The sequence below is a fragment of the Hymenobacter sp. YIM 151500-1 genome, assembly GCF_025979885.1.
In the GTDB taxonomy this organism is placed as follows: Bacteria; Bacteroidota; Bacteroidia; order Cytophagales; family Hymenobacteraceae; genus Hymenobacter.
In genome coordinates this window covers 2,574,296-2,597,189 of the sequence record NZ_CP110139.1, presented here as the reverse complement: position 1 = coordinate 2,597,189, position 22,894 = coordinate 2,574,296, and the positions used below count along the sequence as shown (strand labels likewise).

14 protein-coding genes are annotated in these 22,894 nt (G+C 63.0%); 6 read left to right on the top strand and 8 right to left on the bottom strand.

The window, feature by feature from the left end; all coding sequences use genetic code 11:
- Positions 1-40: 40 nt before the first annotated feature.
- The 3 genes from OIS53_RS10805 to pbpC all read right to left on the bottom strand — a co-directional run bounded on the left by OIS53_RS10805 (position 41) and on the right by pbpC (position 5,570).
- Positions 41-1,195, bottom strand: a complete 1,155-nt coding sequence (locus OIS53_RS10805) for an efflux RND transporter periplasmic adaptor subunit (protein ID WP_264678584.1) — start codon at positions 1,193-1,195, stop codon at positions 41-43.
- Positions 1,196-1,263: 68 nt separating this feature from the next.
- Entirely contained in the window at positions 1,264-2,619 is a 1,356-nt protein-coding gene (locus OIS53_RS10800; protein WP_264678583.1) for a TolC family protein, read from the bottom strand.
- Between the two features lie 473 nt (positions 2,620-3,092).
- Positions 3,093-5,570 (bottom strand): penicillin-binding protein 1C, encoded by a 2,478-nt coding sequence (pbpC, locus tag OIS53_RS10795; RefSeq protein WP_264678582.1) that lies wholly within the window; start codon positions 5,568-5,570, stop codon positions 3,093-3,095.
- A gap of 227 nt (positions 5,571-5,797) precedes the next feature.
- Here pbpC and OIS53_RS10790 point away from each other — a divergent pair, with 227 nt between their 5' ends.
- A complete protein-coding gene (locus OIS53_RS10790) occupies positions 5,798-6,460 on the top strand; it encodes a hypothetical protein (RefSeq protein ID WP_264678581.1) in 663 nt (220 codons plus the stop codon).
- Between the two features lie 183 nt (positions 6,461-6,643).
- Positions 6,644-8,566, top strand: a complete 1,923-nt coding sequence (locus tag OIS53_RS10785; RefSeq protein ID WP_264678580.1) for an SPFH domain-containing protein — start codon at positions 6,644-6,646, stop codon at positions 8,564-8,566.
- A 186-nt stretch (positions 8,567-8,752) separates the two neighbouring features.
- On the opposite strand, the gene OIS53_RS10780 is transcribed toward OIS53_RS10785, so the two are convergent.
- The 3 genes from OIS53_RS10780 to OIS53_RS10770 all read right to left on the bottom strand — a co-directional run bounded on the left by OIS53_RS10780 (position 8,753) and on the right by OIS53_RS10770 (position 16,086).
- The gene (locus tag OIS53_RS10780) at positions 8,753-9,526 is read right to left on the bottom strand and encodes a protease inhibitor I42 family protein (RefSeq protein WP_264678579.1); all 774 of its coding nucleotides are present in this window, start codon (positions 9,524-9,526) and stop codon (positions 8,753-8,755) included.
- 371 nt (positions 9,527-9,897) lie between these two features.
- On the bottom strand, positions 9,898-10,278 hold the full coding sequence (locus OIS53_RS10775) for a transposase (RefSeq protein WP_264678578.1): 381 nt from the start codon (positions 10,276-10,278) through the stop codon (positions 9,898-9,900).
- 291 nt (positions 10,279-10,569) lie between these two features.
- On the bottom strand, positions 10,570-16,086 hold the full coding sequence (locus tag OIS53_RS10770) for an alpha-2-macroglobulin family protein (protein WP_264678577.1): 5,517 nt from the start codon (positions 16,084-16,086) through the stop codon (positions 10,570-10,572).
- Positions 16,087-16,222: 136 nt separating this feature from the next.
- On the opposite strand from OIS53_RS10770, the gene OIS53_RS10765 reads away from it, so the two are divergent.
- Positions 16,223-16,957, top strand: a complete 735-nt coding sequence (locus tag OIS53_RS10765) for a DUF3667 domain-containing protein (protein ID WP_264678576.1) — start codon at positions 16,223-16,225, stop codon at positions 16,955-16,957.
- Positions 16,958-17,245: 288 nt separating this feature from the next.
- Here the strand turns inward: OIS53_RS10765 and OIS53_RS10760 are convergent, their stop codons facing one another.
- The gene (locus OIS53_RS10760; RefSeq protein WP_264678575.1) at positions 17,246-19,219 is read right to left on the bottom strand and encodes a T9SS type A sorting domain-containing protein; all 1,974 of its coding nucleotides are present in this window, start codon (positions 19,217-19,219) and stop codon (positions 17,246-17,248) included.
- Positions 19,220-19,534: 315 nt separating this feature from the next.
- On the opposite strand from OIS53_RS10760, the gene OIS53_RS10755 reads away from it, so the two are divergent.
- From OIS53_RS10755 to OIS53_RS10745, 3 genes are all read left to right on the top strand, one after another.
- Complete coding sequence (locus tag OIS53_RS10755; protein WP_264678574.1) at positions 19,535-19,963, top strand: hypothetical protein; 429 nt, start codon at positions 19,535-19,537, stop codon at positions 19,961-19,963.
- 16 nt (positions 19,964-19,979) lie between these two features.
- Positions 19,980-20,396: an STAS/SEC14 domain-containing protein gene (locus OIS53_RS10750; RefSeq protein WP_264678573.1), complete on the top strand. Its 417-nt coding sequence runs from the start codon at positions 19,980-19,982 to the stop codon at positions 20,394-20,396.
- Between the two features lie 101 nt (positions 20,397-20,497).
- Positions 20,498-21,358: a M28 family peptidase gene (locus tag OIS53_RS10745; protein ID WP_264678572.1), complete on the top strand. Its 861-nt coding sequence runs from the start codon at positions 20,498-20,500 to the stop codon at positions 21,356-21,358.
- 340 nt (positions 21,359-21,698) lie between these two features.
- Here the strand turns inward: OIS53_RS10745 and OIS53_RS10740 are convergent, their stop codons facing one another.
- The gene (locus tag OIS53_RS10740; protein ID WP_264678571.1) at positions 21,699-22,748 is read right to left on the bottom strand and encodes an alkane 1-monooxygenase; all 1,050 of its coding nucleotides are present in this window, start codon (positions 22,746-22,748) and stop codon (positions 21,699-21,701) included.
- Positions 22,749-22,894: the final 146 nt, after the last annotated feature.

Sequence of the window (22,894 nt, the reverse complement as noted above, 5' to 3'; positions counted from 1 at the left end):
ATACGGATAGTTGCTGGTAGCAAGCCTGGCGAACCGGCCACTACCGGCCGCCCTGAGCCGCGCCGGCGGCAGCCTGGGCTTGGGCGGGGGTGCCCGTCTGGATGCGGCCGCCGTCGCGCAGGCGCTGAAGGCCCTCGGTTACTACCTGGTCGCCTTCGCGCAGGCCTTCTAGCACCACTACCTGGTCGCGCAGGCGGGGGCCAAGCTGCACCTGGCGCTGGTAGGCCTTGCTGCTGTCGCCGGCCACGAACACGAAGTTCTCTCCCATCTGCTCCACCACGGCCTTGTAAGGCACCACCACGCGGCGGCCCGACTGCCGGTTGAGCACGCGCAGCACGGTGCTCATGCCATCGGTGAGGCGGCGCTCCGGGTTCAGAAATTGCACCCGAATCTGGATGGTGCCGGTCTGCTGGTTTATGGCCCGGTCGATGGCCAGCAGGCGGCCGGGCTGCTGGTAAGGCGTGCCGCCGGGCAGCACCAGCCGGAAGGTGGAGTCCGGGCGGGGTGGTGGCTGGCGCTGCAGGTCGGTGAAGCGGGCCAGCTCGGTTTCCGGCACCACGAAGTCCACGCCCATGGGGTTTTCGGCGCTGAGGGTGTTGAGCAGGGTGGCGCCGGGACTGACCTGGGCACCCAGCCGCACCTGCGAAATGCCAATGCGCCCCGCAAACGGCGCTTTAATCAACGAATAGTCGAGGTCGGTGCGGGCGGCAGCTACGCCGGCCTGGGCAGCGGCCACCTGGCTCTGGGCCGTGGCGTAGGCCGTGCGGGCGTTGTCCACAATCTGACGGGCAATGGCGTCCTGCTGGGCTAGGCGCTCGTAGCGCTGGAGGTTTATGCGGGCATTTTCGACCGTGGCCTGGGTGCTGCGCAGGCCGGCCAGGGCCTGCTGGTAGGCGGCCTGGTAGCGGCGCCGGTCAATCTCGTACAGGGTTTTGCCCTTGGGCACCACCTCGCCCTCCCGGAAAAAGATGCCCGTGATAAAGCCGGCCACCTGGCTGCGCAGCTCCACCGAGTTGATGGCCACCACCGTAGCCGGGTACTCGTCGTAGTACACCGCCTCCGTGACGCGGGCCGCCACCAGCGTCACGGGCGTGGCCAGGGGCGGACCAGCCGGCTGGTCGGCGTCTTTATTGGCGCAGCCGGCCCCGAAAAGCAGGCTCAGCGCGCACGCCAGGAGCCGAATAGGATGCTTCATATCCACACAGAAAGCAGCTTAGGGTAAAGGAGTACAGGGTTGTTGTTCTGACTGCCTTGGCATGACAGTTAAAACGTCAGCGGCACCGTGCCCATGGCGCGCTGCACGTCGAGCTTGGCGGCCAGCACGTTGTAAAGGGCGTTGAAGTAGTTGAGCTGGGCCGTGCGCAGGTCGTTTTCAGCCACGATGACCTCCAGGTAGGTTTTGATGCCTTCCCGGTATTGGAGGCGAATGATAGTGTAGATTTCGCGGGCGTCCTGGCGGTTGGTTTGCTGGGCGTTCAGGTCGGCGAGGGCGCCCTTGTAGGCGGCCAGGGCCTGCTGGTATTCGGCGTTGATTTGATTGCGGGTGCTGAGGATGGCCAGCTCCAGCCGGTCGTTGCGCAGCTCGGCGATGCGCAGGTTTTGGAGGCGGCGGGTGCCCGTGAACAGGGGCAAAGCCAGCTGCAGCCCGGCCTGGGAAGTGGGGAAGGCCCGGTTGTACAGCTCAGAGAAGTTATTGTTCTGGTAGACCTTGTTGTAGGTGGCAAACCCGCCCAGCGAGGGCAGAAACCCAAACCGGAAGTAGTCGATGTCGAGGCGCTGGAGTTGCTGCTGGGTCTGGAGCTGCTGCAGCTCGATGCGCCGCTCAAAAGCCAGGGGCTCCAGGGTGTCGAGTTGAGTTTCGCGCACCAGTTGCAGCGTGTCGTAAGTCAGGCTCAGCGGGCTTTCCGAGGGCAGGCCCATGAGCTGGCGCAGAACGGCGTACTTGCCCTTCAGCAGCTCGGCCGTGGCTTTGCGCTCCGTTACGGCATTGTTCAGGGCAATGGAGGCGCGCTTGTAGTCGGTTTTGTCTACCAGGCCTGCTTCATATTGGGCGCGGGCGTCCTGGTGCTGGCGCTGCTGTCGCCGGATGGCTTCGTCGAGCACCCGTAGCTGCTCGCCCGTGAGCAGGATGTCGTAAAAGGCCTTGCTCACGTCCGTCACCACGTCAATCTGGGTGCTGGTGGTGTTCTGGCTGGCTTGCAGACGGATGTAGCGCCCCGCGCGGGCCGCCCGCAGCACGTCGTTGCTGAACAAGGTCTGGTTAAGCTCCAGCCCCAGGTTCGACGTGTTGTTGAGTCCGATGCGCCGCACCTGAGCCGGCGCCGAGGGGTCGGCGAAGTTGGGCAGCACGGCCACCGGCAGCCGAATGTTGCGGGTGTAAGCGCCCGTGCCCCGCAGCTGGGGCAGCCACTCGGCCAAGCCCAGCCGGATGTTCCGCTCCCCAATCGACTCATCGATGCGGGCCTGGCGCACGGCGGGCTGGTGCTGGAGGGCAAACAGCAGGCACTGCGGCAGGGTGAGGGGCTGAGTGCCCGGCGGCGGAGCCGTAGGCTGGGCACCCAGCCGCGCCGGCAGCAGCAGGCCCATCAGCAGCCAAAGAACCTGGTTTAAGTGTCTCATACGCAGAAGCAAAGCAGCTACTCCGATACGTAACTTGGCCGGGAAGGGCTAGGCAGCCAAAGCAAAAACACGCGCCAGCACGGCTGCGCCAGCAGAAGCAGCCGATGTGCTGCCCGGAATCTGGTTGAGTTAGTTGTCGAGCTACCAGCACGTCGTAGAGGCGCACTATTTTGGTCTTCTCGCGGGCTGGTAATTCCTCTAAAGTAAGAATCTTAGTAAAGCTGTTTTGACAGTCAAAAGCCCATTACGCTAAACGCAGTTGAAGCATCTCTCCCGCTTCGTTCCCACGATTGGAGTTAGTCAGGGGTAGAGATGCTTCGGCAAGCTCAGCAGGACAGCTACCACACCACAACCTCAGCACGCCAGATGCTTCGCGGGGCTCAGCATGACGGGCCTTTGACTGTCAAAACAGATTCAGCTTTTACGGCTGTTGGAGTTGCGGCAGCACCAGGTTTCGCGCTGCTGTGGTGTGCTCAGTCCAGCTCCGCTACTGTCACCAGCACGTCGGTGTTGCGGCCGTGGTCGTCGGCGCAGGATATTTTGAGCGCGCCGGGCGCGGGCTTGAAAAATACCCGCTCGGTGGCCGGCACCGTCTTCAGGAACTGGTCGTTGACGTACCACGACACCTGCCGCACTTCGCTGGGTGTGGTGCAGCTGAGCAGCAGCAGCTGGTTTTCGCGCTGGCTGAGCACGTACTCGGCGTTGGCGGCGGGCGAGGTGATGGTGGGGGCCCGCTCGGCGCCACCCTGCACCAGCTGGCAGAGCGGGTTGTGCGGGGGCAGGCGGCGGTACGGCAGGCCCTGCGCTTCTTTGAAAGCCGCCACCTCGGGCCGCAGATTTGGGTACAGCCCCTGGCGGTAGCCCGCCGCCGGCGCGCAGGCCCGGCAGTAGGCAAAGCTGCCGTCGGCCGCCACCAGTACCTGGCGTAGGTGCTGGCAGCGCCGCCCGCTGCTCACGCCGGGCAGGAAGTAGTCGATGAGCTGGTTGGGACAGTTTTCGCCTGGCACCAAGCCCGTTTCGGCGCACACGAGCCGGAAGTCCAGGGCGGCGGGCGGCCCAAACCAGTCGTTGGGCGAGTTGTACGCCAAGGCGTTAAACAGGTCGAAGAGCAGGGGCGTGGCCACGTCGGCGCCCGTCAGGGCCGGGCTGCCCCGGCCGCTGAAGTTGCCCACCCACACCCCAATGGTGTACTGCCGGTTGTAGCCGATGCTCCAGGCGTCGCGGCGGCCGTAGCTGGTGCCGGTTTTCCAGGCAATCTTGGGCAGGCGCATACTGCTGGCCGCGTTGATGGGCAAGTCGGGCCGGGTGAGCTGGCTGAGGATGTCGGTGGTGAGAAAAGCGGCGGATTCGGAAATCAGTGAAACCTCACCCCCCGGCCCCCTCTCCAAAAGGGAAGAGGGACTAGTTTGTGGTTTGCTAGTCGTAGTTGCCTCACCCCCCCGGCCCCCCTCTCCGGGGGAGAGGGGGGAGCCTAACGACTTGGTAGAACTAGAGCTAGTATTCTCATCTACAGCTAGAGCTGGTTCTCCCTCTCTTTTGGAAAGGGGGCTAGGGGGTGAGGTCCACCGCAGCGGCGCATACCGCCCACCGGCAGCCAGCGTCACGTACAGGTTGGTCAGCTCTTCCAGACTCGCGCCGCAGCCGCCCAGGATGCTGCTCAGGCCTAGTTGGGCGCGGTTGCGCGTGACATTCTGAAAGCCGGCCTGGCGGAGCTTGTCGGTGAAGGCGGGCACGCCCAGCTCGTGGAGCACGCGCACGGCGGGAATGTTGAGCGAATAGGCCAAGGCACGTTCCAGCGTCACTTCGCCGTTGCAGCGCTTGTCGAAGTTTTCGGGGCGGTAGCCCTGGAAGTTGGTGGGCACGTCGGGCAGCAGGAGCTTGGGCGTCACCAGGCCCCGGTCGAGGGCCAGGGCGTACAGAAACGGCTTGAGCGTGCTGCCCGGCGAGCGGACGGCCACCACCCCGTCGTTCTGCCCCTGGCTCGTGAAGTCGCGGAAATCAGCCGAGCCCACGTAGGCCTCCACCTGCCGGGTATGGTTGTTCACCACCAGCACGGCCGCCTGCGTGATGCCCAGCTCCAGGAGGCGGCGCACATAGCCCTGGGTTAGGTCCTCGGCCTTGGTTTGCTTGCTGCGGTGCAAGGAAGACCGGATAATGGCCTCGTGCGGAAACTGCCGCACCAGCCGCCGCGCCAGGTGCGGGGCCAGTGTGGGCGCGGCGTGGCGGCGGGCGTCCAGGGGTTCCAGCAGGGCATCGGCAATGGCTTCCTGGGGAAACAAGCCCGCCGCCCCAAACCGCCGCAGCCAGCGGTTTCGCTCCCGCAGCACGGCCGCGTTGTGCTGGCCCAGCACCAGGCCCGTGGGGCGGTTCGGGATGATGGCCAGCGTCACGGTTTGGGCCAAGGAAAGGTAGTCGGGGGGCTGCTGAAAGTAGAGCAGGGCCGCCGACTTCACGCCCTCCACGTTGCCGCCGTAGGGCACCAGGTTCAGGTAGAGCTGCAGAATTTCGTCTTTGCTGTAGTGGGCTTCCAGCTGCACGGCGCGCAGCATCTCCAGCAGCTTGTTGCCCACGGTGCGCTCCTTGGGCTCCAGCAGGCGGGCCACCTGCATGGGTATGGTGCTGGCTCCCGTGGTGCGCCCCCGCCCGAACAGGTTGCGCCCGGCGGCCTGCGCCAGGGCCACGGGGTTCACCCCAAAATGCCACCGAAACCACCGGTCTTCTTTCTCAATAACGGCCTTGCGCAGGGCGGGCGTGATTTCGCCCAGCTCGGTTTTCATCCGCCACTTCTGGGTGGGGTTGAGAAAGGCGTGCAGCACCGAGCCATCGGCGGCCAGCACCAGGGGCGAGTACTGCGGCGGGGGCGGCAGCGGAAACAACCGGTCGAGGCCAAGCAGCAACAACAGGCTCAGGACCAGACCTGCCAGAATGCGCCTATAAGCTTGCCACTTCATAAGTCGGAATAACCTGCACCCAAAGTAGGGCAGTTTCGCGGAAAAGTCGAGTTGCGGCAGCGGCTGCCGGCGGCACGTAGGAAGCTGGCAAAACCGCGGCAACGCCTTCCTGCTGGTATATAAGGGGTGTACAGGCAGCCAGGAGCCGCCTGCTCGAGCCCCCAGGCCCGTACTTTCATCCGGCCAAGCAGGCTTGTTTTATCCCCCAACTTTCCTTTTCCGCTTGTATGACGACCCCCAAACGAGTAACCGCCGGTTGGTGGAAGCTGCTGTTTCGAGTCTGGCTCGCTTTGTTTATCGGCGTAACGCTCATCTACGCCTTGGGCGGCGACGGATTCCGCGTTCAGCAAACCGGTACCACCACCAGCTTCAACCGCGCCGCCGACTACGCCCTGTTGCGCATCAACGATTCGCTGGCGTTCCACGTGCGCCCCCAGGATCCCAACAGTAGCGTATCGGTGGTGCGCTACGCCGAGGGAAGCCTGCCGTTTAGCCCCCTGCTGGGCCGCTACGAGCTTGACACCGAAAAAATGCCGGCCGTTACGCACCAGCGCGGCGACTGGGTGTACAACACGTGGCCTCAGTTTGGACCACTCAGCAACATCGATATCTACAACATACGCACCGGCGAGGCCATTCGGCTCCTGGGCAACGCCGACGCCACTACCGCCCAGCAGCTGGACCTGCGCACCCTACCCGAATACGCTAGCCGGAGCCTGCTCGGGACCGAGGCCGACAAATTAGCTTCCCCCGAACAGCTGGCTACGCGCTACCCGGCGCTGAGCGTACCCAAGGAAAGCGCTGTGGTGTTTGTGAGTGCCTTTCTGGTGGTAGGTATTTTCTTGCTGCTGCTCTGGCCCTTTGCCCGGCGCAAAGTAGCAGCGGCGTAACATGCTGTTATTAGCTCTTTGATTTTATGGTAGAAATGCTCTAGCTATTCGGGCTGATAGATGCGGAAGCCAGGGCGAAAATACGCAGCCAAGGGTGCCCAAGCGGTTGTAGCTGCTCTCGAGTAGGCTCATCCGTAGCAAACTGCTACCTTGCCCGCGCTTTATTTTTTCCTTGCTCTGATTATGTTACTGGAGATTACCGTAACCGGGGTGTACACCATCCTGGGAATAGTGGCGGCGCTGGCGGCGCTGCTGTTGCTGGCCAAATCGTTGTTGGGCATTGTGGTGATTGGGGAAATGCAGGTGGGCGTGGTGGCCAAGAAGTTTGCCCGCCGCAACCTGGGAGCGGGCCGCCTCATTGCCCTCGAAGGCGAAGCTGGCTACCAGGCCGATACGCTGGCGCCGGGGTGGCACTTCTTTCTCTGGCCCTGGCAGTATTCGGTTACGAAAGAGCCGGTCGTGGTGGTGCCCCAGGGCGAAATCGGGCTGGTGGTGGCCAACGCCGGGGAGCCAATTCCGCCCAGCCACATCCTGGCCCGCGAAGTGGCCTGCGACAATTTCCAGGATGCGCGGGCATTCCTCGTCAATGGCGGCGAAAAAGGGCGGCAGATTGGCATGCTCACGGCCGGCACCTACCGCATCAACACGGCCCTGTTCACGGTCATTACCCGCGCCACCGCCGGCTCCATGGGCATGCTGCCCGACGAGCTGCTCATCTACCGCGTGGCCCCCGATGCAGTAGGCATCGTGACCACCCTGGATGGCGTGCCCATCACGCCCGGCGAAATTGCCGGTCCGGTAATTCCCAACCACAACAACTTTCAGGATGCCCAGGCCTTCCTCTCGGCCGGGGGCAGCCGCGGCTTGCAGGAACAAATTCTGCTGTCGGGCTCCTGGAACCTGAACCCCTGGTTTTGCCGCGTAGAGCAAGTGCCCATGACCGAAATTCCCATCGGGCACGTGGGGGTGGTAATTTCCTTTGTGGGCCAGCCCGCCGTCGACGTTAGCGGCGCCGACTTCACCCACGGCAACCTGGTCGAAGTCGGCCACAAAGGCATCTGGGCGACGCCGCTGTACCCCGGCCGCCAGCCCCTGAACACGCACATCATGAAAGTGGAGCTGATTCCGACCACCAACATCGTGCTCAACTGGGCCAACCGCACCGAGGCCCACCACTACGACGACTCCCTGAGCAGCATCACCGTCCGCTCCCGTGACGGTTTCTCCTTCAACCTCGATGTGGCCCAGATTATTCACGTCGCGGCCCTGGATGCGCCCCGGGTTATTTCCCGCGTGGGCTCCATGCAGAACCTGGTTGACCACGTGCTGGAGCCTATCGTGGGCAACTACTTCCGCAATTCCAGCCAGGAATATACGGTGCTCGACTACCTCACGAACCGCGCCGAGCGGCAGCGCGACGCCGCGGCCTTTATTCGCCAGGCCCTGCGCGACTACAACGTGCAGGCCGTCGACACGCTCATCGGTGACATTGTGCCCCCGGCCCAGCTCATGACCACGCAAACCGACCGGAAGCTGGCCGAGGAGCAGAGGAAGACCTACGAGGTGCAGCAGGCCGCCCAAACCCAGCGCCAGCAGCTCGTGCGCGAAACCAGCATTGCCGACATCCAGAATTCGCTGGTGCAAAGCGAACAGGGCGTCAACATTGCCGAGCTGCAAGCCAATGCCCAGGTGAAAAAGGTGCGCGGCGAAGCCGAGGCCGCCAAGCTGCGGGCCGGCGGCGAGGCGGAAAGCACCCGCCTGCGCGCCATTGCCGACTCCGAAGCTACCCGCCTGCGCGGCGCCGGCGAGGCCGACGCCATCCGAGCCATCGGCCAGGCCAAGGCCGAAGCCTACCGCGCCGGGGTGGAAGCCCTGGGCACCCGGGAGTTCACCGGCCTCCAGCTCATGCAGATTATCGGCGACCAGCAAGTGAAAATTGTGCCCGAAGTGCAGGCCAACGGCGGCGGTTCCGGGGCTGGCGGTGGGCTCGTCGAAGCCTTGATTGGCCTGCTGGCTCAGCAGCAGCTAACGAGCCCGACTCAGCCAGCGGCGGGTACTTTGCCGCCCGCACCGCCCGCTACCCCCGAAACGCAGCAGCCAGGATAAACGGCGCCACGGTGTATCCCGGCGGGCGAACTGCTCAGCGCCGTAGAGACGCAATAGCTGGAGTCTTCTCGTTGCCCGATGCTCGCCGAACGGCGCGAATTCAGCCCTGGCGGCGCGGACGACGAGACTTCAGCTATTGCGTTTCTACTCCCTTTTGGTTGCTGAAAAAATAAGCTGAACGGTTCCTTAACGGGCCGGCTCGGGCACTTCCACTTGCAGCACAAAATCCCGCTTGGGCGGCGCTTCATTATTGGTGGCGTTGCGGTAAAGGAAGTGCAGGGTGGTTTGGCCGGGGTTCAGGGCCTGAAACTGGAAGATGGTTTCCTGTGGGTTATCGGCTTTGATTTTCTTCCGGGCCTTCTTTGGGGCCGCCGCAGCGGGCGGCACCAGCTGCACCACGTTGTCGGCCACGGGCATTACTTCCCAGATGTACTGCGGGCCGCCGGCATTGTCGAGGCGGATTTGTAATTGGTCGCCCTTGTTCACCTTCACGCGGCTGTGGTTGTCGTACTCCGTGATGTTCACGTTTTTAGCCACGCCGGGCTGGTCGATGGTAACGTAAACGTGGAAAAAGCCGCCCAGCGTGGAGTAGCCCGTGCCCGGCTGCGCCGACACCAAAGCCAGATCGAGCCCGCCCGTACCCACGGCTTGCAAGTGAATCTCGAAGGTAGCCGGCGCCCCCGGCACCCCGCTGCTGATGCCCGGCAGGCTGTGCGCATTCACCACCGTCAGCTGGCCCGGATAGCTCTGCACCAAGCGCCAGCCGAAGCGCGGCGAAATAGTAGGCAGCCGCACCACCAGCTGGTCGCCCACGTTGAGCTGGACCTGCCGGCCGTTGTCGGCGGCCGTGAGCGTCACACTATCGGCCCGCGCCGCAACGGGCAGTAGAAAAGCGCCGCACCCCAGCAGGAACAGCAGCAGGCGCTGGAGTTGGCGCGCGGAGTAAAAGGCAGAAAACATAGGCGGCATCGGTACAGGCAACCGTGGGTATGAACCCGAAACAGCCGGCGCACAGATGGCGCCGGCTGTTTCAGGAGCGGTTAAACCGTGTACGAAGGTGCGGGTAGAAGGCTGCGGCTGAGCTGGTGGGAAAGGAGGTGCAGCGGTGGGCTAGCGCATCAGCCGGGCGGACATCCATCGTAATTCGTTAGCCAACCTTCAGCTACTGTCATGTCACCATCATCAGTACTATACTGATATACCGCTAGAATCTGGAGTCACTGGTACTCAGTTGGGCGGAGTGCAGAGACGCAACATCTGGCGTCTCCTCGTTGAGCAATTGGCACTGCATTCGTATCAACGGCATCGTTCAACAACGAGAATTCAACTGTTTAGCGAAACAACCCATCCGGCTTGTCCTGATTCGCGGACCATTGCGTGGGATTGTTCAGAATATACTGCCGTGCTTTTTCTAATTCGTTTTCATCACGAGTTACCCGATCATAATAACCTGCCTGCCAAACAAACTCCAGATGTTGCCGCGTTGCCCAGGCTTTCACGCCTAATGTAAAGCCCCGCACCACTGAGGCTAAGTTTTGACGTTGTGGACCGAATGTGCCGGATTGTTCAGTAGTAGTATCCGCTTTGCCAAAGAATACAATGCCGTGTACATGATCTGGCATCACCACAAAGGCGCTTGGTACAGCAAAGTGAAAATGCTCCGTCATTTCCTGCCAGCACTGCAAGGCTCTGGTTGCTAGAGGAGTAGGCAACAAGGTTGATGGCTCACCCGCAAGAAGACAAGGCTGAATTTCGCCAAAATACTGCCGTTGATTCTGCGTGCAGATCGTGATGAAATAAGCGCCGTTCTGACTGTAATCATATCCAGCCCAGCGCGTCGAGGCAATGCGGTATTTATTCTGATAAAGGCCGGAATCCGTATGCGTAGATGATGAGCGGTGTAGAGACGCAATAGTTGGAGTCTCGTCGTTGAACGATTATAACGGCGCGACACAAACAACATCAGCAACGACGAGACTCCAACTATTGCGTCTCTACACCGTTTACCGCACCCGCACCACGCCGCTGCCGGCGTAGCTGTGGTACTCGGCGTTGTACATGGCGTCGGCGCTTACCGGGCCGAGCTTGAACGTGCCTTTGCTCACGGCCCGGCACAAGTAGTAGAACGATTTGGGCTCGGTGGTGGCGGTGGTGAACAGGTTGATCCGGTCGTCGCGCACGTCGAGGTAGTCCGGCTGGGCGGCGTCGGTGGCCCAGGCCAGGTCCCGGACGGCCCCAATGCGCGGGTTTTCGATTTCCAGGCCGGCGGGTAGCAGGTCGGTAATAGCTACGTTTTTCACGTCGCCGGCGCTTTCGGCGGCTCGCAGGGTGATTTTGACTACCACCAGGTCGTTTTGGCGGAAACTGCTGCCGCTGGGCTGGCCGGTGCGGGTCAGGAACTGGCGGCGCACGCGCAGATAGGCGTCTTCCTCGCGCACCTGGCCGGTGGGCGAAATGCCTTCGGTTTCCCAGAAGTAGTAGAGGCTGCCCCGGCCGCTGGTGCGCAGCGTGAGCTGACGGTTGGCTACGTTATTTACCGTGAGGTCCTTGCCCGAGAAGCTGCCAATGGCCTTGTCATCGGCTAGGAGCTGGGCCGTGGCGGTGCTGCCGGCGTTCTGGCGGGCCAGCTTGCCCAGGGCCAGCAGGGCAAAGGCCCGCTCCTGGGTGTTGAGCCAGCGGGCCTGCTTCACCTGGCGGCTGAGCTGGCGGGCCAACTGGTTTGCCTGGGCGCTGGCCGGGTCGGCGGCGAGCAGGGCGTTAAGCACCAGGGCCTCGTCGCGGATGGGGGAGGAGAAGGCCCCGTCGAGCTGGCGGCCGGCAATAGGTTGGGTGCCGAAGCGGGTGGGCAGGGCCTCGCGGTAGGCGCGCTGGTTGCCTGAGAGGGCGTAGGCGCAGGCCAGCACCCAGCGCGAATCCTCGGCCAGCAGGCGGCGGTTGGCTTTGTAGTAGTTCAGGCCCACGGCATCGGGACGGCCGGCCAGGGCCAGCACGTAGAGGGAGTAGGCTATTTCCTTCTTGGCCAGCGTGACAGGTTGAATCACGCCGCCGGTCTGGATGATGTTGTAGGTGTCGGTTTCGCGCTTGCGCACCCTGGCTTGCAGGTAGCCGAGCACCCGGTCGAGCACGTTCTTGTTCACCTCGAAGCCGGCTTGCTGGGCTTCCAGTAGGAAGTGAGCGGCGTAGGCCGTGGCCCACCAGTTATCGTAGTCGCCGCCGGGCCAGTAGCTGAGGGAGCCGTTGTAGAGCTGCTGGGCTTCTACCTTGCGAATGGCCTCCTGCACGTGGTAGTTGGGGTTGAACAGGCCGGCCTTGCCCGGTTTGCCGGATTTCTGGCCCAACGTGGCGGCCAGGTCGCCGTAGTACAGCTGCGGGAAAGCCGCCGACACAGTTTGCTCCAGGCAGCCGTAGGGGTACTGCAGCAGGTAGCGCAGGTCCTTGGAAAATTCCGTCATCGGCGAGCGGCTCACCACCAGCTGGCTCCGCAGCGAGGAAGGCAGGAAATCGGTCCGCAGATTCAGCTGCTGCGCCGCGCCACCCGCCACCACGCCCGCCCCCGTACGCTTCTGCAGCGGCGAAGCGGGCCGGATAGGCAGCTCGATGGTTTCGGTGAAGGTTTCTTTCCCAGCGTGGAAGCTGATGTTCACTTTCGCGCTACCAATCTTAGGCTTGGCAAGTAAGTGAAATACTACGCGCTTCTCAGTGCCTGGCTGTAGCAGGGCGCTGTGTGAATCAGTATTAGCAAGGTTTTTCTGACTGATTTGAACTAAGCTCAACGGTTCCTGTGAATTCAGAGCAATGGCGATGGTGCCATTGATAGGTTTACCCGTCGTATTCGTCAGCGTTACCGGCACGTCAATCGTGTCGCCGAGGCTGAGGAAGCGAGGCAGCGCCGTGGAAATAACCACCGGGTCGGCCACTTTCATGGTGTGCTCGGCGGAGCCGAAGGCGTCGTTTTTGTAGGCCACGGCCATGATGCGCACGGCCCCGCTGAACTGGGGCACTTGCAGCCGGTAGCGCACCTTGCCGCTGGCGTCGGCGGTGAGCACGCCGCTCCATTTGGCCAGCAGCTTCACGCGGCGGTTGGGCACGGGCGTGGTGCGGCGCGAGAGGTCGTAGCCGTCGCCGCCGGTGGAGCTGGTGCCGAGTTCGGTCAGGAGGAAGGGGTAGACGTCGTAGGCTTGCACTTCCAGGGCGCGTTTCTGGTAGAAGTAGCCGTGGGGGTCAGGCGTGCGGTAGTCTTTCATCTGCAAAATGCCCTCATCCACCAGGGCCAGCGTCACCTGGGCGCCGGGGGCGGTGCTTACTTCGATGGTCTGGGCGGTTTGGGAGCGGCTTTGGGTGGGGGCTTTGATAGCCACTTGCAGCCGGGCGCCGGGCTTCTCCACCGTCAGCGGCACGAAGCCGCGGGCCACGGTAAGCGGCAGGCGGTTGTCCCGGATTTCGCGGATGGCCGTGGCCGTCACGTACACGTTGGGCACGTGGCCCCCGCGAATCGGAATGCTCACCCGCGCCGATTTCTCGTCGGTGTTCACGTAGAAGTGGTCCAGCACCCGGTCGCGCTCCACGGTCACGAGCACGCGGCCGGGGAAGGGCGTTTTCAGCAGCAGACTGGCCGTTTCACCGGGCTCGTATTTCGCCTTGTCGGCCTCGATGGTCACCTCGCCCTCGTTGTTCACCTCGAAGGAGTTGCTCTGGGTGTCGCCGTAGCCGTAGGCGTACACGCGCTGGGCCACGTAGGTAACCGCCCCTGGCCGGGAAACGCGGATTTCATACTCACCAGAATACGTAGGCGTGAAGCCCAGGCCGGCATCGGAGCCGCCGCTGGCCACGGTTACGGTGCGGCTCAGCACCACCTGCTCCCGCTTCTGGGAGTTGTAGATGTAGCGGCCACCTTGGCGCTCAATTATCGTTTCCCAGAGCAGGCGCACCACCTTCACCTGCGCCTGGGCCTGCGTGGGCTGCCCGGCCGGCGTGAGGGCCACCAGCCGCACCGTCAGGGCCTGGCGGGTTTGCACCAACTCATCCAGTTTCTGCACCCCAAACAGCACCGGCTGGGTCTGCACCTCAAACGTGGCCAGACGGTTTACGGGCCGGCCGGTTTCATCGAACACCGTCGTAAACGCCGCCCCTTCCAGCGTGCCTAGGTCGGTGTAGTCGGGCACCTCGTAGGTGGCCGTGCCGCGGCCGGCGGCGTCGGTAGTGCCTTCGCGGGTGGTCTTCTCGAAGCGGTCCGAAATGGGCGTGGACTCCTGGTCGCCGTACTGGCCGCGCCGCCGCTCCCCGCTGTTGATGGCGAAGGTGTAGTCGGCGTACTGCTTCGGGGCGAAGGTTTTTTCCTTGAGCGAAAACTCCACCTCAAACTTCCGGTCGGCGGCCGGCGGACCAAACAGGTTTTGGGCCGTAAGCTGGGCCTGCACGGCTTGGCCGGGCTTAGCTACGGCGCGGTCGGCGCGCACCGTCACCTTCAGGCGGTCGGGAATAAACTCCTCCACCGAAATCTTGCGCGAGGTTAGCAGCACGTCGTTGCCGGTCAGCACTTCCAGGGTGTAGAGGCCGGTCATCACGGCCGGGGGCAGCAGGAAGCGGGCCTCGAAGGAACCAGCCGCGTTCAGGTTTTTTTGCAGGCTGGCGTACTCCTTGCCGGTGGGCAGCAGCAGCCGGATTTTCACCGGCAAGCCCTTGGGCGGGGCCTGCCAGCCTTCGGTGCGGATGACGGTGTTGGTGTGGATGGTGTCGCCGGGGCGGTACAGGTCCCGGTCGCCGTAGAGGAAGGCCTGGTAGCGGGCAGCGTTGCTCTGGAGGCCGCCCACCTCGAAGCGGGAGGTTTCCACGCGGCTGCGGCTTAGGTCCAGAAACGTAAAGTCGTTGCCCTGCTGAGCCATCACCATGCCCAGGCGGAAGCGCCCGTTTTGGGCCGTGCTGTCGAACTTGGCCACCCCGTCGCGGTTGGTGGTGCCCGTGCCCATCACCTGGTTGTTGGTGCTGATGAAGCGCATTTCCACCCCGCTGAGCGCCTTGGCGTTGCGGATGGAGTTGGCAAACACCAGCGTGCTGCCCGCCTTGCCCTGCTTCACTAGCAGCCCGATGTCGGACACGGCCACCAGCTTGCTTACTTGCAGCCACTGCCGCTCGGTATCCTGCACTTTGATGATGTAGAGGCCCTTCAAGCCGCCCGTAAACTCCAGGTCCTTGAGGTTCAGATTCAATAGGCGCAGCCCCTGGTCCTTGGGCAACCCTGCCACGGAGTAGGTGCGCTCCGCGAGCACGTTGCCCAGGTTCTCCACGTCGTAATATTGGTAGGAGCGGTCCACGTACTCGCCGTCTTCTTCCTCTTCTTCGGCGCCTTCTTCTCCATCATAGCCAGGGTAGCCGTACTGGGTGCCGGCGCGCAGCAGCTGCTGGATGTTGTTGGCGTAGACCTTGGCAATGGTCACCTTCACCTGCTGCACCTCGTTGATGCGCACGCCCAGGTTGCGTGAGCCCAGGGCGTCGAGGTACAGGGCTTTGTCGGCGCTGGCAAACTGGATGGTGGGCCGCTCGTCGGCGAAGCTCACGGTCTGGGTGAAATCCTCGCCCAGTTGCCCGCCCAAACCCCCGCGCAGGCCCCGGCGCAAGCTCACCTGGTAGCTCTTGCCCACCTCGAAGCCACCCTTCAGCCGAAAGCCGCTTTCCAGCTCCTCCACCGCAAATGCCACCTGCGGGGCCACCGCCAGGGCGCTTTGCAAGTCGGTGGTGGTTACGGGCTGGTTGGTTTGGATGGTGATAACCGGGTCGGCCGCTTGCAGGGTGCCGGTGATGGAGCGCACCTCCAGGGCCTGCGGGTCGGGCACGTCAACCTGCTTTTCGTAATCGGCGGTGGAGGCCTGGTCGCTGCCCAGGGCGCGCAGGCCCTGGCCCAGGGCCACCGTGAGCGGCGTGCCGGGCCGCACTTGCTGGGTGAGGCTCACGCGCACCACCTGGCCGGGCTCGGTGCTGGCCAGCTCAAAGGCCATTGGCTGCCCATCCTGCGTGACGCGGAGCAGGGGCTTCACGTCGGCGGGCTTTACGGGGTAGTTGAAGGGCAGCTCCACCCGCATTTCAGCCGTGCCCGCCGCCTGACCGGAACGGCCCCAAAACGCCTGCGGCTCCTGGAGCTGCAAGTAAGGCGTGTGGAACTGCTGGCGGTTCTCGGGCAGCTCCACGTTGCGCTTGCCCTCGGGCAGGGCCTCCTGGCGCAGGGTGGCCTTGAAAACCGTGCTGGGCCGGAACGGCGTGCTGGGCGAGAAAACCAGCTCCCGGTCAGAGTTCCACTTGAACTTGCCGCGCACGGCGGGCTCAAACTGCACCACCTGCACCGTGTCCCAACGGTCCTGCTGCTCGGGCCCCACCACGGCATCCGCAAACTGAAACACCAGATTCTGGTAGGGGTCAATTTCCTCGCCGTTGGGGTCTGAGCTGGCATCGGAGCCCGACTTGGAGCAGGCACACAGCAACGCCAGCAGCACCAGCAGCGGCAGGCGAGAAAGGATACGGAAGAGCATGGATAGGGAGGAGCTTAAAATAGACCCCGGAAGGTATAGAAAAAGAGGGATGTTGCTAGGGCCTACTCCACACTTGATATGAAGTATTATTTTAGGCCATACCAACATCAGCATTACCCAATTATCGCCTGCCGCAATGCCGGAACTCGCCCGCTCAGCACACCCTGTCGCTTCCAGTATCTGCCGCAATTGCGGCAACCGGGGCCACGGGCATTTCTGCCAGGAATGTGGGCAGAGCTATGCCACGCACCGGATTTCATTTCCTCATCTGCTACACGAGGTGTTTCACCTTTTCACGCACCTTGACAAAGGTTTTCTATACACTCTAAAAGAGCTAATCCGGCTGCCCGGCGACATGCAGCGCGAGTATCTGGCAGGGCAGCGCTACCGACACCAAAAGCCCTTCTCTATGTTTTTCGTGGCAATTACAGTCACGGCGCTAGGACAGTATTTTATCAAAGCCCTCGTGTTTAAGCTCTATGGGATGAGCGACGACTCGCAGGATTATTTCCGGCATTACTTCTCTCTAATGCAGATGGCACTGCTACCGCTTTATGCGTTCATCACGTGGCTGTTCTTCCGCAAATCGGAATACAACTATGCCGAAATAGCTGTGCTGGTGCTGTATAGCCTGTCCTTAGTCATCTTTGTAGTGCTGCTCCTAAATATATCACGGCTGCTATTTCCGAACTTTGAGACGGAGTACATCGAACTGCCGTTCATTGTAGCCTACAATACAATAACCTATTTTCGGTTGTTTCCTGCTGATTCCCGCTGGCTGATTGTCAGCAAAAGCCTGCTCATTAATACCGCGTGTTTTGCGCTTTCCCACGTGGCTGCTGAACTGGTAGTACATCTGCTGGAAAAATAAGTAGGGTTAAATTGGGAAATATCCCAAGGGGCGGCCTGACGTGAATAAAGCAAGCGGCAAAGCTGCCGATGCAGAAGTGCTCTTCCACAGTAGTGCTACTGAGTCAATTGTAGCAGTTGGTGGATTTCTGGTGCAGCATCGGTAGCCCGCGGCACACCTGCCACAGTTCGAGGTAAGAGCCGGCCTGTACACGGCCGGAGAGCGGGTGTAAAGACCCAATTCAGCGGAAACAAGAGAAACGGCCGGCGCACTTGCGCCGGCCGTAATTTCTAGGCAGCATGTATCCGGCTACCGTACCACTTGCAGCGCCTGCGTGGCGGTGGCCTGGGCCGTCGTGAGGCGCACGTGGTAGAGGCCGGCCGGCAGGAAATGAGCGGGCAGCTCTAAGTCATTGGGGCCGCTGCGCAGGGCCACGCTGGTGTGGTGTACCACCTGGCCCAGCGTATTGCTTACTTCCACCTGAGCCCGCTGGGCGGTGGGGGCGGCGTAGCGCAGCCGGAAGGTAGCGGCGGTTGGGTTGGGGTAGAGCTGCAAGGCGTCGGGCGAGGCAGCTCGTGGTGTCGTGGCCAGCGTGGTGGGGCCGCCCACCAGCTCGCGCATGGCCTGGTACTTGGCGTTACGGTCGGGGTTGCCGAGGTCGTCGGTGAGGCCGTACTGGCCGTAGCGCTGGTAGCCGCTGCTCAGGGTAAACTGCATGGCCAGGCCGGCGCCCAGGTCCCACCAGGCCTGGGCTAGGTTGTACTTCACCTCGTCCTTCATGGCCGGCTCCCGGTGCATCTGAATGGCGTTGCCGATGTTGGTGGTGTTGCCTTCGCCGTAGGCCGTGCCGGGCCCGCCTTCGTACGACATCAGCCCGCCGGGCAGCTGCCACTGCTGGGCTGCCTGCACCCACTGCCGGCGGCCGGCCTCGTTCACCGTGGTAGGCCCTTCATCCACCAGCCCCACAATGCCGGGGCGGCACAACGCCACCAGCTGGGCCGCCGTGGCGTTAGCGGGCGGGTTGACGGGGTTGAAGTAGGTTTGGGTGGCAATGGCGTAGATGAAGTTCTTGGGCGGCCCGAAGGTTTGGTTGATGTAGGGCAGCATCACCTGGCTGACGTCCCACTTGCGCAGGGGCTGGTGCCAGCACAGCACCACGCGCACCCGCGAGTTAAGCGAGCCGGCCCCGAACACGGTCTGGAACAGCTGGGCCAGCTCCACCGAGCGGCGGGCGTAGTTCTGCTTGTCGGCGCCGTAGCCCGTGAAGCCGAGGGCCGCCGCCTGGGCGCGGTTGTAGGTGTAGGTAGCCCCAAAGCCGCCCCCGCCGTTGTTCCAGATTTCGTTGTCGTTTTCGACGTAAATGTTCAGAGTGGGCTTGAGGCGGTTTTTAAGCAGAGTGGCCAGCTGGGTCACGTAGTTGGGCGTGGCCGACACCGGAATATTCACCCAGATGTCCTTGTCCACCTGGTTGCACAGGTCGATGAAATGCTCCCAGGCCATGCCCTCCTTTTTGCGGCCCAGCCCGCCGGCCTGGATAGCGTCGGTGGGCAGCTTCCGGTCGGCCCAGTCGATGGTGGCCGGGTACACGATGCCGTCGATGTTGGAGGTGCCCGTCAGGTCCTTGGCCCGAATGGCGGCGAAGTTGACCCCGTTGATGGCGTTGATGAGGGCCGTGGGGAAAAACTGCGTGGAAGCAGCCGGGTAGCCGGCCCGGATAACTTTCAGGTTGGTAATGCCCGAACCCAAGGCCGCCGTAGCCGTGCGCTGGGTGTTGGTGAACTGCATCAGCACGAAGCCGTGGCCGGGGCCCGGCGCGCCCAGCACCAGGTCGAACGTGGTGGTATTGGTGGCGGCGTTGTAGGCCTGGTTCTGGATGGACCAGGGCCCGGCCCCGTTGCTGATGACGGCCCTGCCCGTGAAGGAGCCGTGGTGGGTGCCGCTGTAGCTGACGCGGTAGCCCTGCGGGTCGTCGATGGTGCCGGCCCACTCCGGCACGGGCCGGGCGTCGAGCAGCACGGTGCGGAAGTCGGTGGTGGGCCAGCCGTTGGCGTCGAGCTGGCTGGGCGGCAGGGTGCCGCCGCCTGGCGCTTCCCAAGGTCGGGCCGCTTTGGCCAGGTCGACAAAGGAGCTGGGGCCGGCCCCATCCAGGTTGATGCCCAGCTTACCCCGGTATTGTTGGGCCAGGGCCGGGCCGCTCAGCAGCATGGTCAGGAGCACAGCTGCGCTTCGGGCCGAGCCAAAAAGCCAGGTAGGTACTACTCGCCAGGTTGAAGTTGTAGTCATAGGTAGCAGGTAAGAGAACAGAACAAAGGTCGAGTATAGGGAAAGCCCAGCGCTTACCTGCTAAAAGAGCATAATTTTATGTATACTATTTGCTTATTCTAAGATGTAATGAGGTATGCATTGGGGCAGCATAAAAACGTTTCTCGCTTCTGTACAGAAACTTGCCGGTCAGGTTGCGCGTGCTGGCGTCGAGGCGGAGTTGGAGCAAACGGATACAGCTAAATGTCGACCAGCTCCGGTAGGCCCCTCTGCGTACTGCTGTTCTGCTTGGTCGGCTTGTCTGGCGGGTGGCGGCCTCTTACTTTTGCCGGTCCTATGGCCGCTGCTTACCTGCTTGATGGTGCCGATATCCTGCTGTTTGAAAACCAGGCCGGCAAAGTTATTTACCACCCTACCGGGTACGTCCGCCTCGATTGGTACAGCAACCCCGCTCCCGACGCCGCGGTGCGGGCCATGTATGAGGCCGCCAGCCGGGGCCTGCAGCAGTACGGTGTAGCGGGCATCCTCACCGACCACCGCCACATGCCGCCCCTCTCGCCGGGCATGCAGCAGTGGCTGGTCGAAACCTGGACGCCCCACGCCGTGCACGAGTGCGGCTACCGCCGGGCCGCCGTGGTGCAGTCGTTCAATGTGTTTGGCCGGCTGGCTACCTCGCACATCGTCATGCAGCTGGGGCACCTACCCTTTACAGTGCGCTACTCCGACAACGAACTGGAAGCCGAGCAGTGGCTGCTGGAAAACTAAACCAAGCTCTTCCTGCGTGAGCACACCCGCTACCAGCCTGTTGTACTTTGAAAATGTCGTGGGCCGGGTCGAAGAAGACCCGCGGGGCTTTGTGCGCCTGCGCTACGCCGCCGGCCGCCGCGACCCGGCCGCCTACCGCGACTTGCTGCAACACGTGCTGCGGCTGCTGGCCCGCCGCCGTCACGGCCGCATGCTCGTCGACCAGCGCATGATGGAGCCCTTTACGCCGCAAGAGCAGGAGTGGCTGCTGGGCGAGTGGCTGCCCCAGGCCATAACCGAAGGAGGCTACAAGCACGGAGCTATTATTCAGGCGCAGAACGTGTTTGCCCGGCTGGCCATGAGCACCTCGGCCGCCCATCCTAACGCCCAGCAGCTCACCTACCGCTACTTCGACGACGAAGCCGCCGCCGTAGCCTGGCTGCTGCAGCAGTAAGCTGCCGGTCGGCAGACTCCAGCCGCGGCGTAATACGGCGCAACAACGGCGCAACTGGCTGCCAGACCGTATACTACGGCGCCACCCAACCCCCGTGTGCCATGGGCGCCGACCAACACCGCCTCTACGCCGACGTCAAGTTCCTGACCGAGCTGCAGCCGGCCCGCCACTACCTCAGCCTTACCTCGCTCAACAAGGCCGCCGATTATATCAAGGCCGAGTTTGAAAAGCTCGACGGCCAGGTGCAGGAGCAGGCTTTTCGGGTTGAGGGCCGGCTGTACCGCAACATCAGCCTGCTGCTGGGCCCCGAGGATGCCCCGCGCCTGGTGGTGGGGGCACACTACGACGTGTGCGGCAACCAGCCCGGCGCCGACGACAACGCCAGCGCCGTGGCGGGCCTGCTCGAAACGGCCCGGCTGCTGCACCAGTTTCGGCCGGCGCTGAAGTACCGGGTGGAGCTGGTGGCGTACCCCAACGAAGAGCCGCCGTATTTTGCCACCGAGCACATGGGCAGCGCCGTGCACGCCCGGTCCTTGCACCAAGCCGGCGTACCCGTGCGGGCCATGCTGTGCTACGAAATGATTGGCTACTTCCGCGACGAGCCCGGCTCCCAGCACTTCCCCAGCGAGCAGCTGGCAGCCCAGTACCCACACACCGGCAATTTTATTATCGTGGTGGGCCGCACCGGGCAGGAGGCTTTCACCCGGCGCGTGCAGGAGCTGATGCAAAGTCGCGCCGCCCTCGACGTGCAGCGCATCAGCCTGCCGCCCGAAATGGGCCTGGCTGGCCTTTCCGACCACCGCAACTACTGGCGCCACGGCTACGACGCCGTAATGCTCAACGACACCTCCTTCCTGCGCAACCCCCACTATCACCAACCCACCGACACCATCGAAACGCTGGATTTCCTGCGTATGGCCGAAGTCATAAACGGCGCCTACGCCGTGGTGGTGGGGTTGTGAGAAGTGAGGAGGTAAATGGTGAGGAGGTGACAGGTGACAGAAGGACTGTCATGCTCCATCTGGCGTCCGCTTGTCGAAGCATCTCTGCCGCGGGCTAACTTAATCGTGCAAACATCTTCCGCTGCATAGCCCAGGGGTTAAACCCTGGGCTACGGAGGGCCCAACGAAGCGGAAGAGATGCTTCGACAAGCGGACGCCAGATGGAGCATGACAATTACCACTCCTGCGTCAGCACGCGAGATGCTTCGACTTCGCCTCCGGCTGCGCGGACGCCAGATGAAGCATGACCGTTCACCTGTCACCTGTCACTTGTCACCTGTCACTTGTCACCTGTCACCCTTTACCCCATCACCTCCTCACTTCCAGCCGGCACCCGTGGGTTCATTACTTTAAACCAGAGGGGCGGCACGGTGGCCAGCAGCATCATGCCGGGGTAGCCCGTGGGCATTTGGGGGCTGCGGGGCTGAAACCGCAGGATTTGGTAGGGTCGTGAGGCCTGAAAGTGGTGGTCGGAGTGGCGGGTTAGCTCGTAGAGCAGGATGCGGCCCAGCGCGTGCTCCGAATTCCAGGAGTGGTGAGGCTGCACCCGCTCGTAGAGGCCCGAAGCCGTGCGGTTGCGCAGCAGGCCGTAGTGCTCCACGTAGTTGACCAGTTGAAACAGCAGCACGCCCACCGTGGCCGCTGCCACCCAGGCTCCCAAGCCAGCCAAGCCAAACGCCAGCCCAATAACTAGCGCCAGCAGCCCCTGATACACCTGAAACTGCAGCATCTGGTTGTGCCACGACAGCGCCGGCAGCTGCTGTCGGTCCAGGCGCTCGTGCTCCAGGTGCCAGGCCGAGCGGTACTCGCCCACCACAGCGCGGGGCAGAAACCGCCAGAACGGCTCGTGCAAGCGGGCCGTGGCCGGGTCGAGTGGGGTGGCCACGTGGCGGTGGTGGCCGCGGTTGTGCTCAATAAAGAAGTGCAGATACAGCGTGCTCAGCAGCAGGGCCTGGGCCAGCCGCTGCTCGCCCGGCCGCGAGCGGTGCCCCAGTTCGTGCGCCACATTAATGCCCAGCGCTCCGCAGCAAATGCCAAAGCTGAAGATGAACCCCGCCACCTCGGCCGCGGTGTGCGGCTGCCGGATAATAGTATACAGAAACAGCCCCAGCAACCCGTATTGAATGGGCACATTCAGGTAGAGCAGCCAGTTGAAAAACTGCTGCTTCCGGCGCGAGTCGTCGGGTGAGGCCTCGGAGGACTCCGTGGGGCGGCGCAGCTCCAGCAAGGGAATCAGCCCGAACACGTAGAGCGGAGTAAGCCAGGCCCAGGCGCCGCCGAGCATCAGCCCCAGGGCAGTGGATACGGGCACCGTGTAGGCACCCAGGTAGCGTAAATCGTTCGTTTTCATGGTGGTGTAGTAGTAGAGGCACTCTAAATATACTACCCGGCTTCGGAGGATGTCAAGCAAATAAGCCTGATTCCTCGCCTAGCCACTTGGCAGTGGACAAGCTGCTAGTTGCTGGTTGCTCGCTTAGGAGATGCCGCAAAAATCGA

Coding starts and splice junctions, on each gene's coding strand:
- OIS53_RS10765 (WP_264678576.1), top strand. CDS start 16,223: ATGCCGGAACTCGCCCGCTCAGCACACCCTGTCGCTTCCAGTATCTGC.
- pbpC (WP_264678582.1), bottom strand. CDS start 5,570: ATGAAGTGGCAAGCTTATAGGCGCATTCTGGCAGGTCTGGTCCTGAGC.
- OIS53_RS10780 (WP_264678579.1), bottom strand. CDS start 9,526: ATGTTTTCTGCCTTTTACTCCGCGCGCCAACTCCAGCGCCTGCTGCTG.
- OIS53_RS10790 (WP_264678581.1), top strand. CDS start 5,798: ATGACGACCCCCAAACGAGTAACCGCCGGTTGGTGGAAGCTGCTGTTT.
- OIS53_RS10745 (WP_264678572.1), top strand. CDS start 20,498: ATGGGCGCCGACCAACACCGCCTCTACGCCGACGTCAAGTTCCTGACC.
- OIS53_RS10800 (WP_264678583.1), bottom strand. CDS start 2,619: ATGAGACACTTAAACCAGGTTCTTTGGCTGCTGATGGGCCTGCTGCTG.
- OIS53_RS10760 (WP_264678575.1), bottom strand. CDS start 19,219: ATGACTACAACTTCAACCTGGCGAGTAGTACCTACCTGGCTTTTTGGC.
- OIS53_RS10805 (WP_264678584.1), bottom strand. CDS start 1,195: ATGAAGCATCCTATTCGGCTCCTGGCGTGCGCGCTGAGCCTGCTTTTC.
- OIS53_RS10770 (WP_264678577.1), bottom strand. CDS start 16,086: ATGCTCTTCCGTATCCTTTCTCGCCTGCCGCTGCTGGTGCTGCTGGCG.
- OIS53_RS10740 (WP_264678571.1), bottom strand. CDS start 22,748: ATGAAAACGAACGATTTACGCTACCTGGGTGCCTACACGGTGCCCGTA.
- OIS53_RS10755 (WP_264678574.1), top strand. CDS start 19,535: ATGGCCGCTGCTTACCTGCTTGATGGTGCCGATATCCTGCTGTTTGAA.
- OIS53_RS10785 (WP_264678580.1), top strand. CDS start 6,644: ATGTTACTGGAGATTACCGTAACCGGGGTGTACACCATCCTGGGAATA.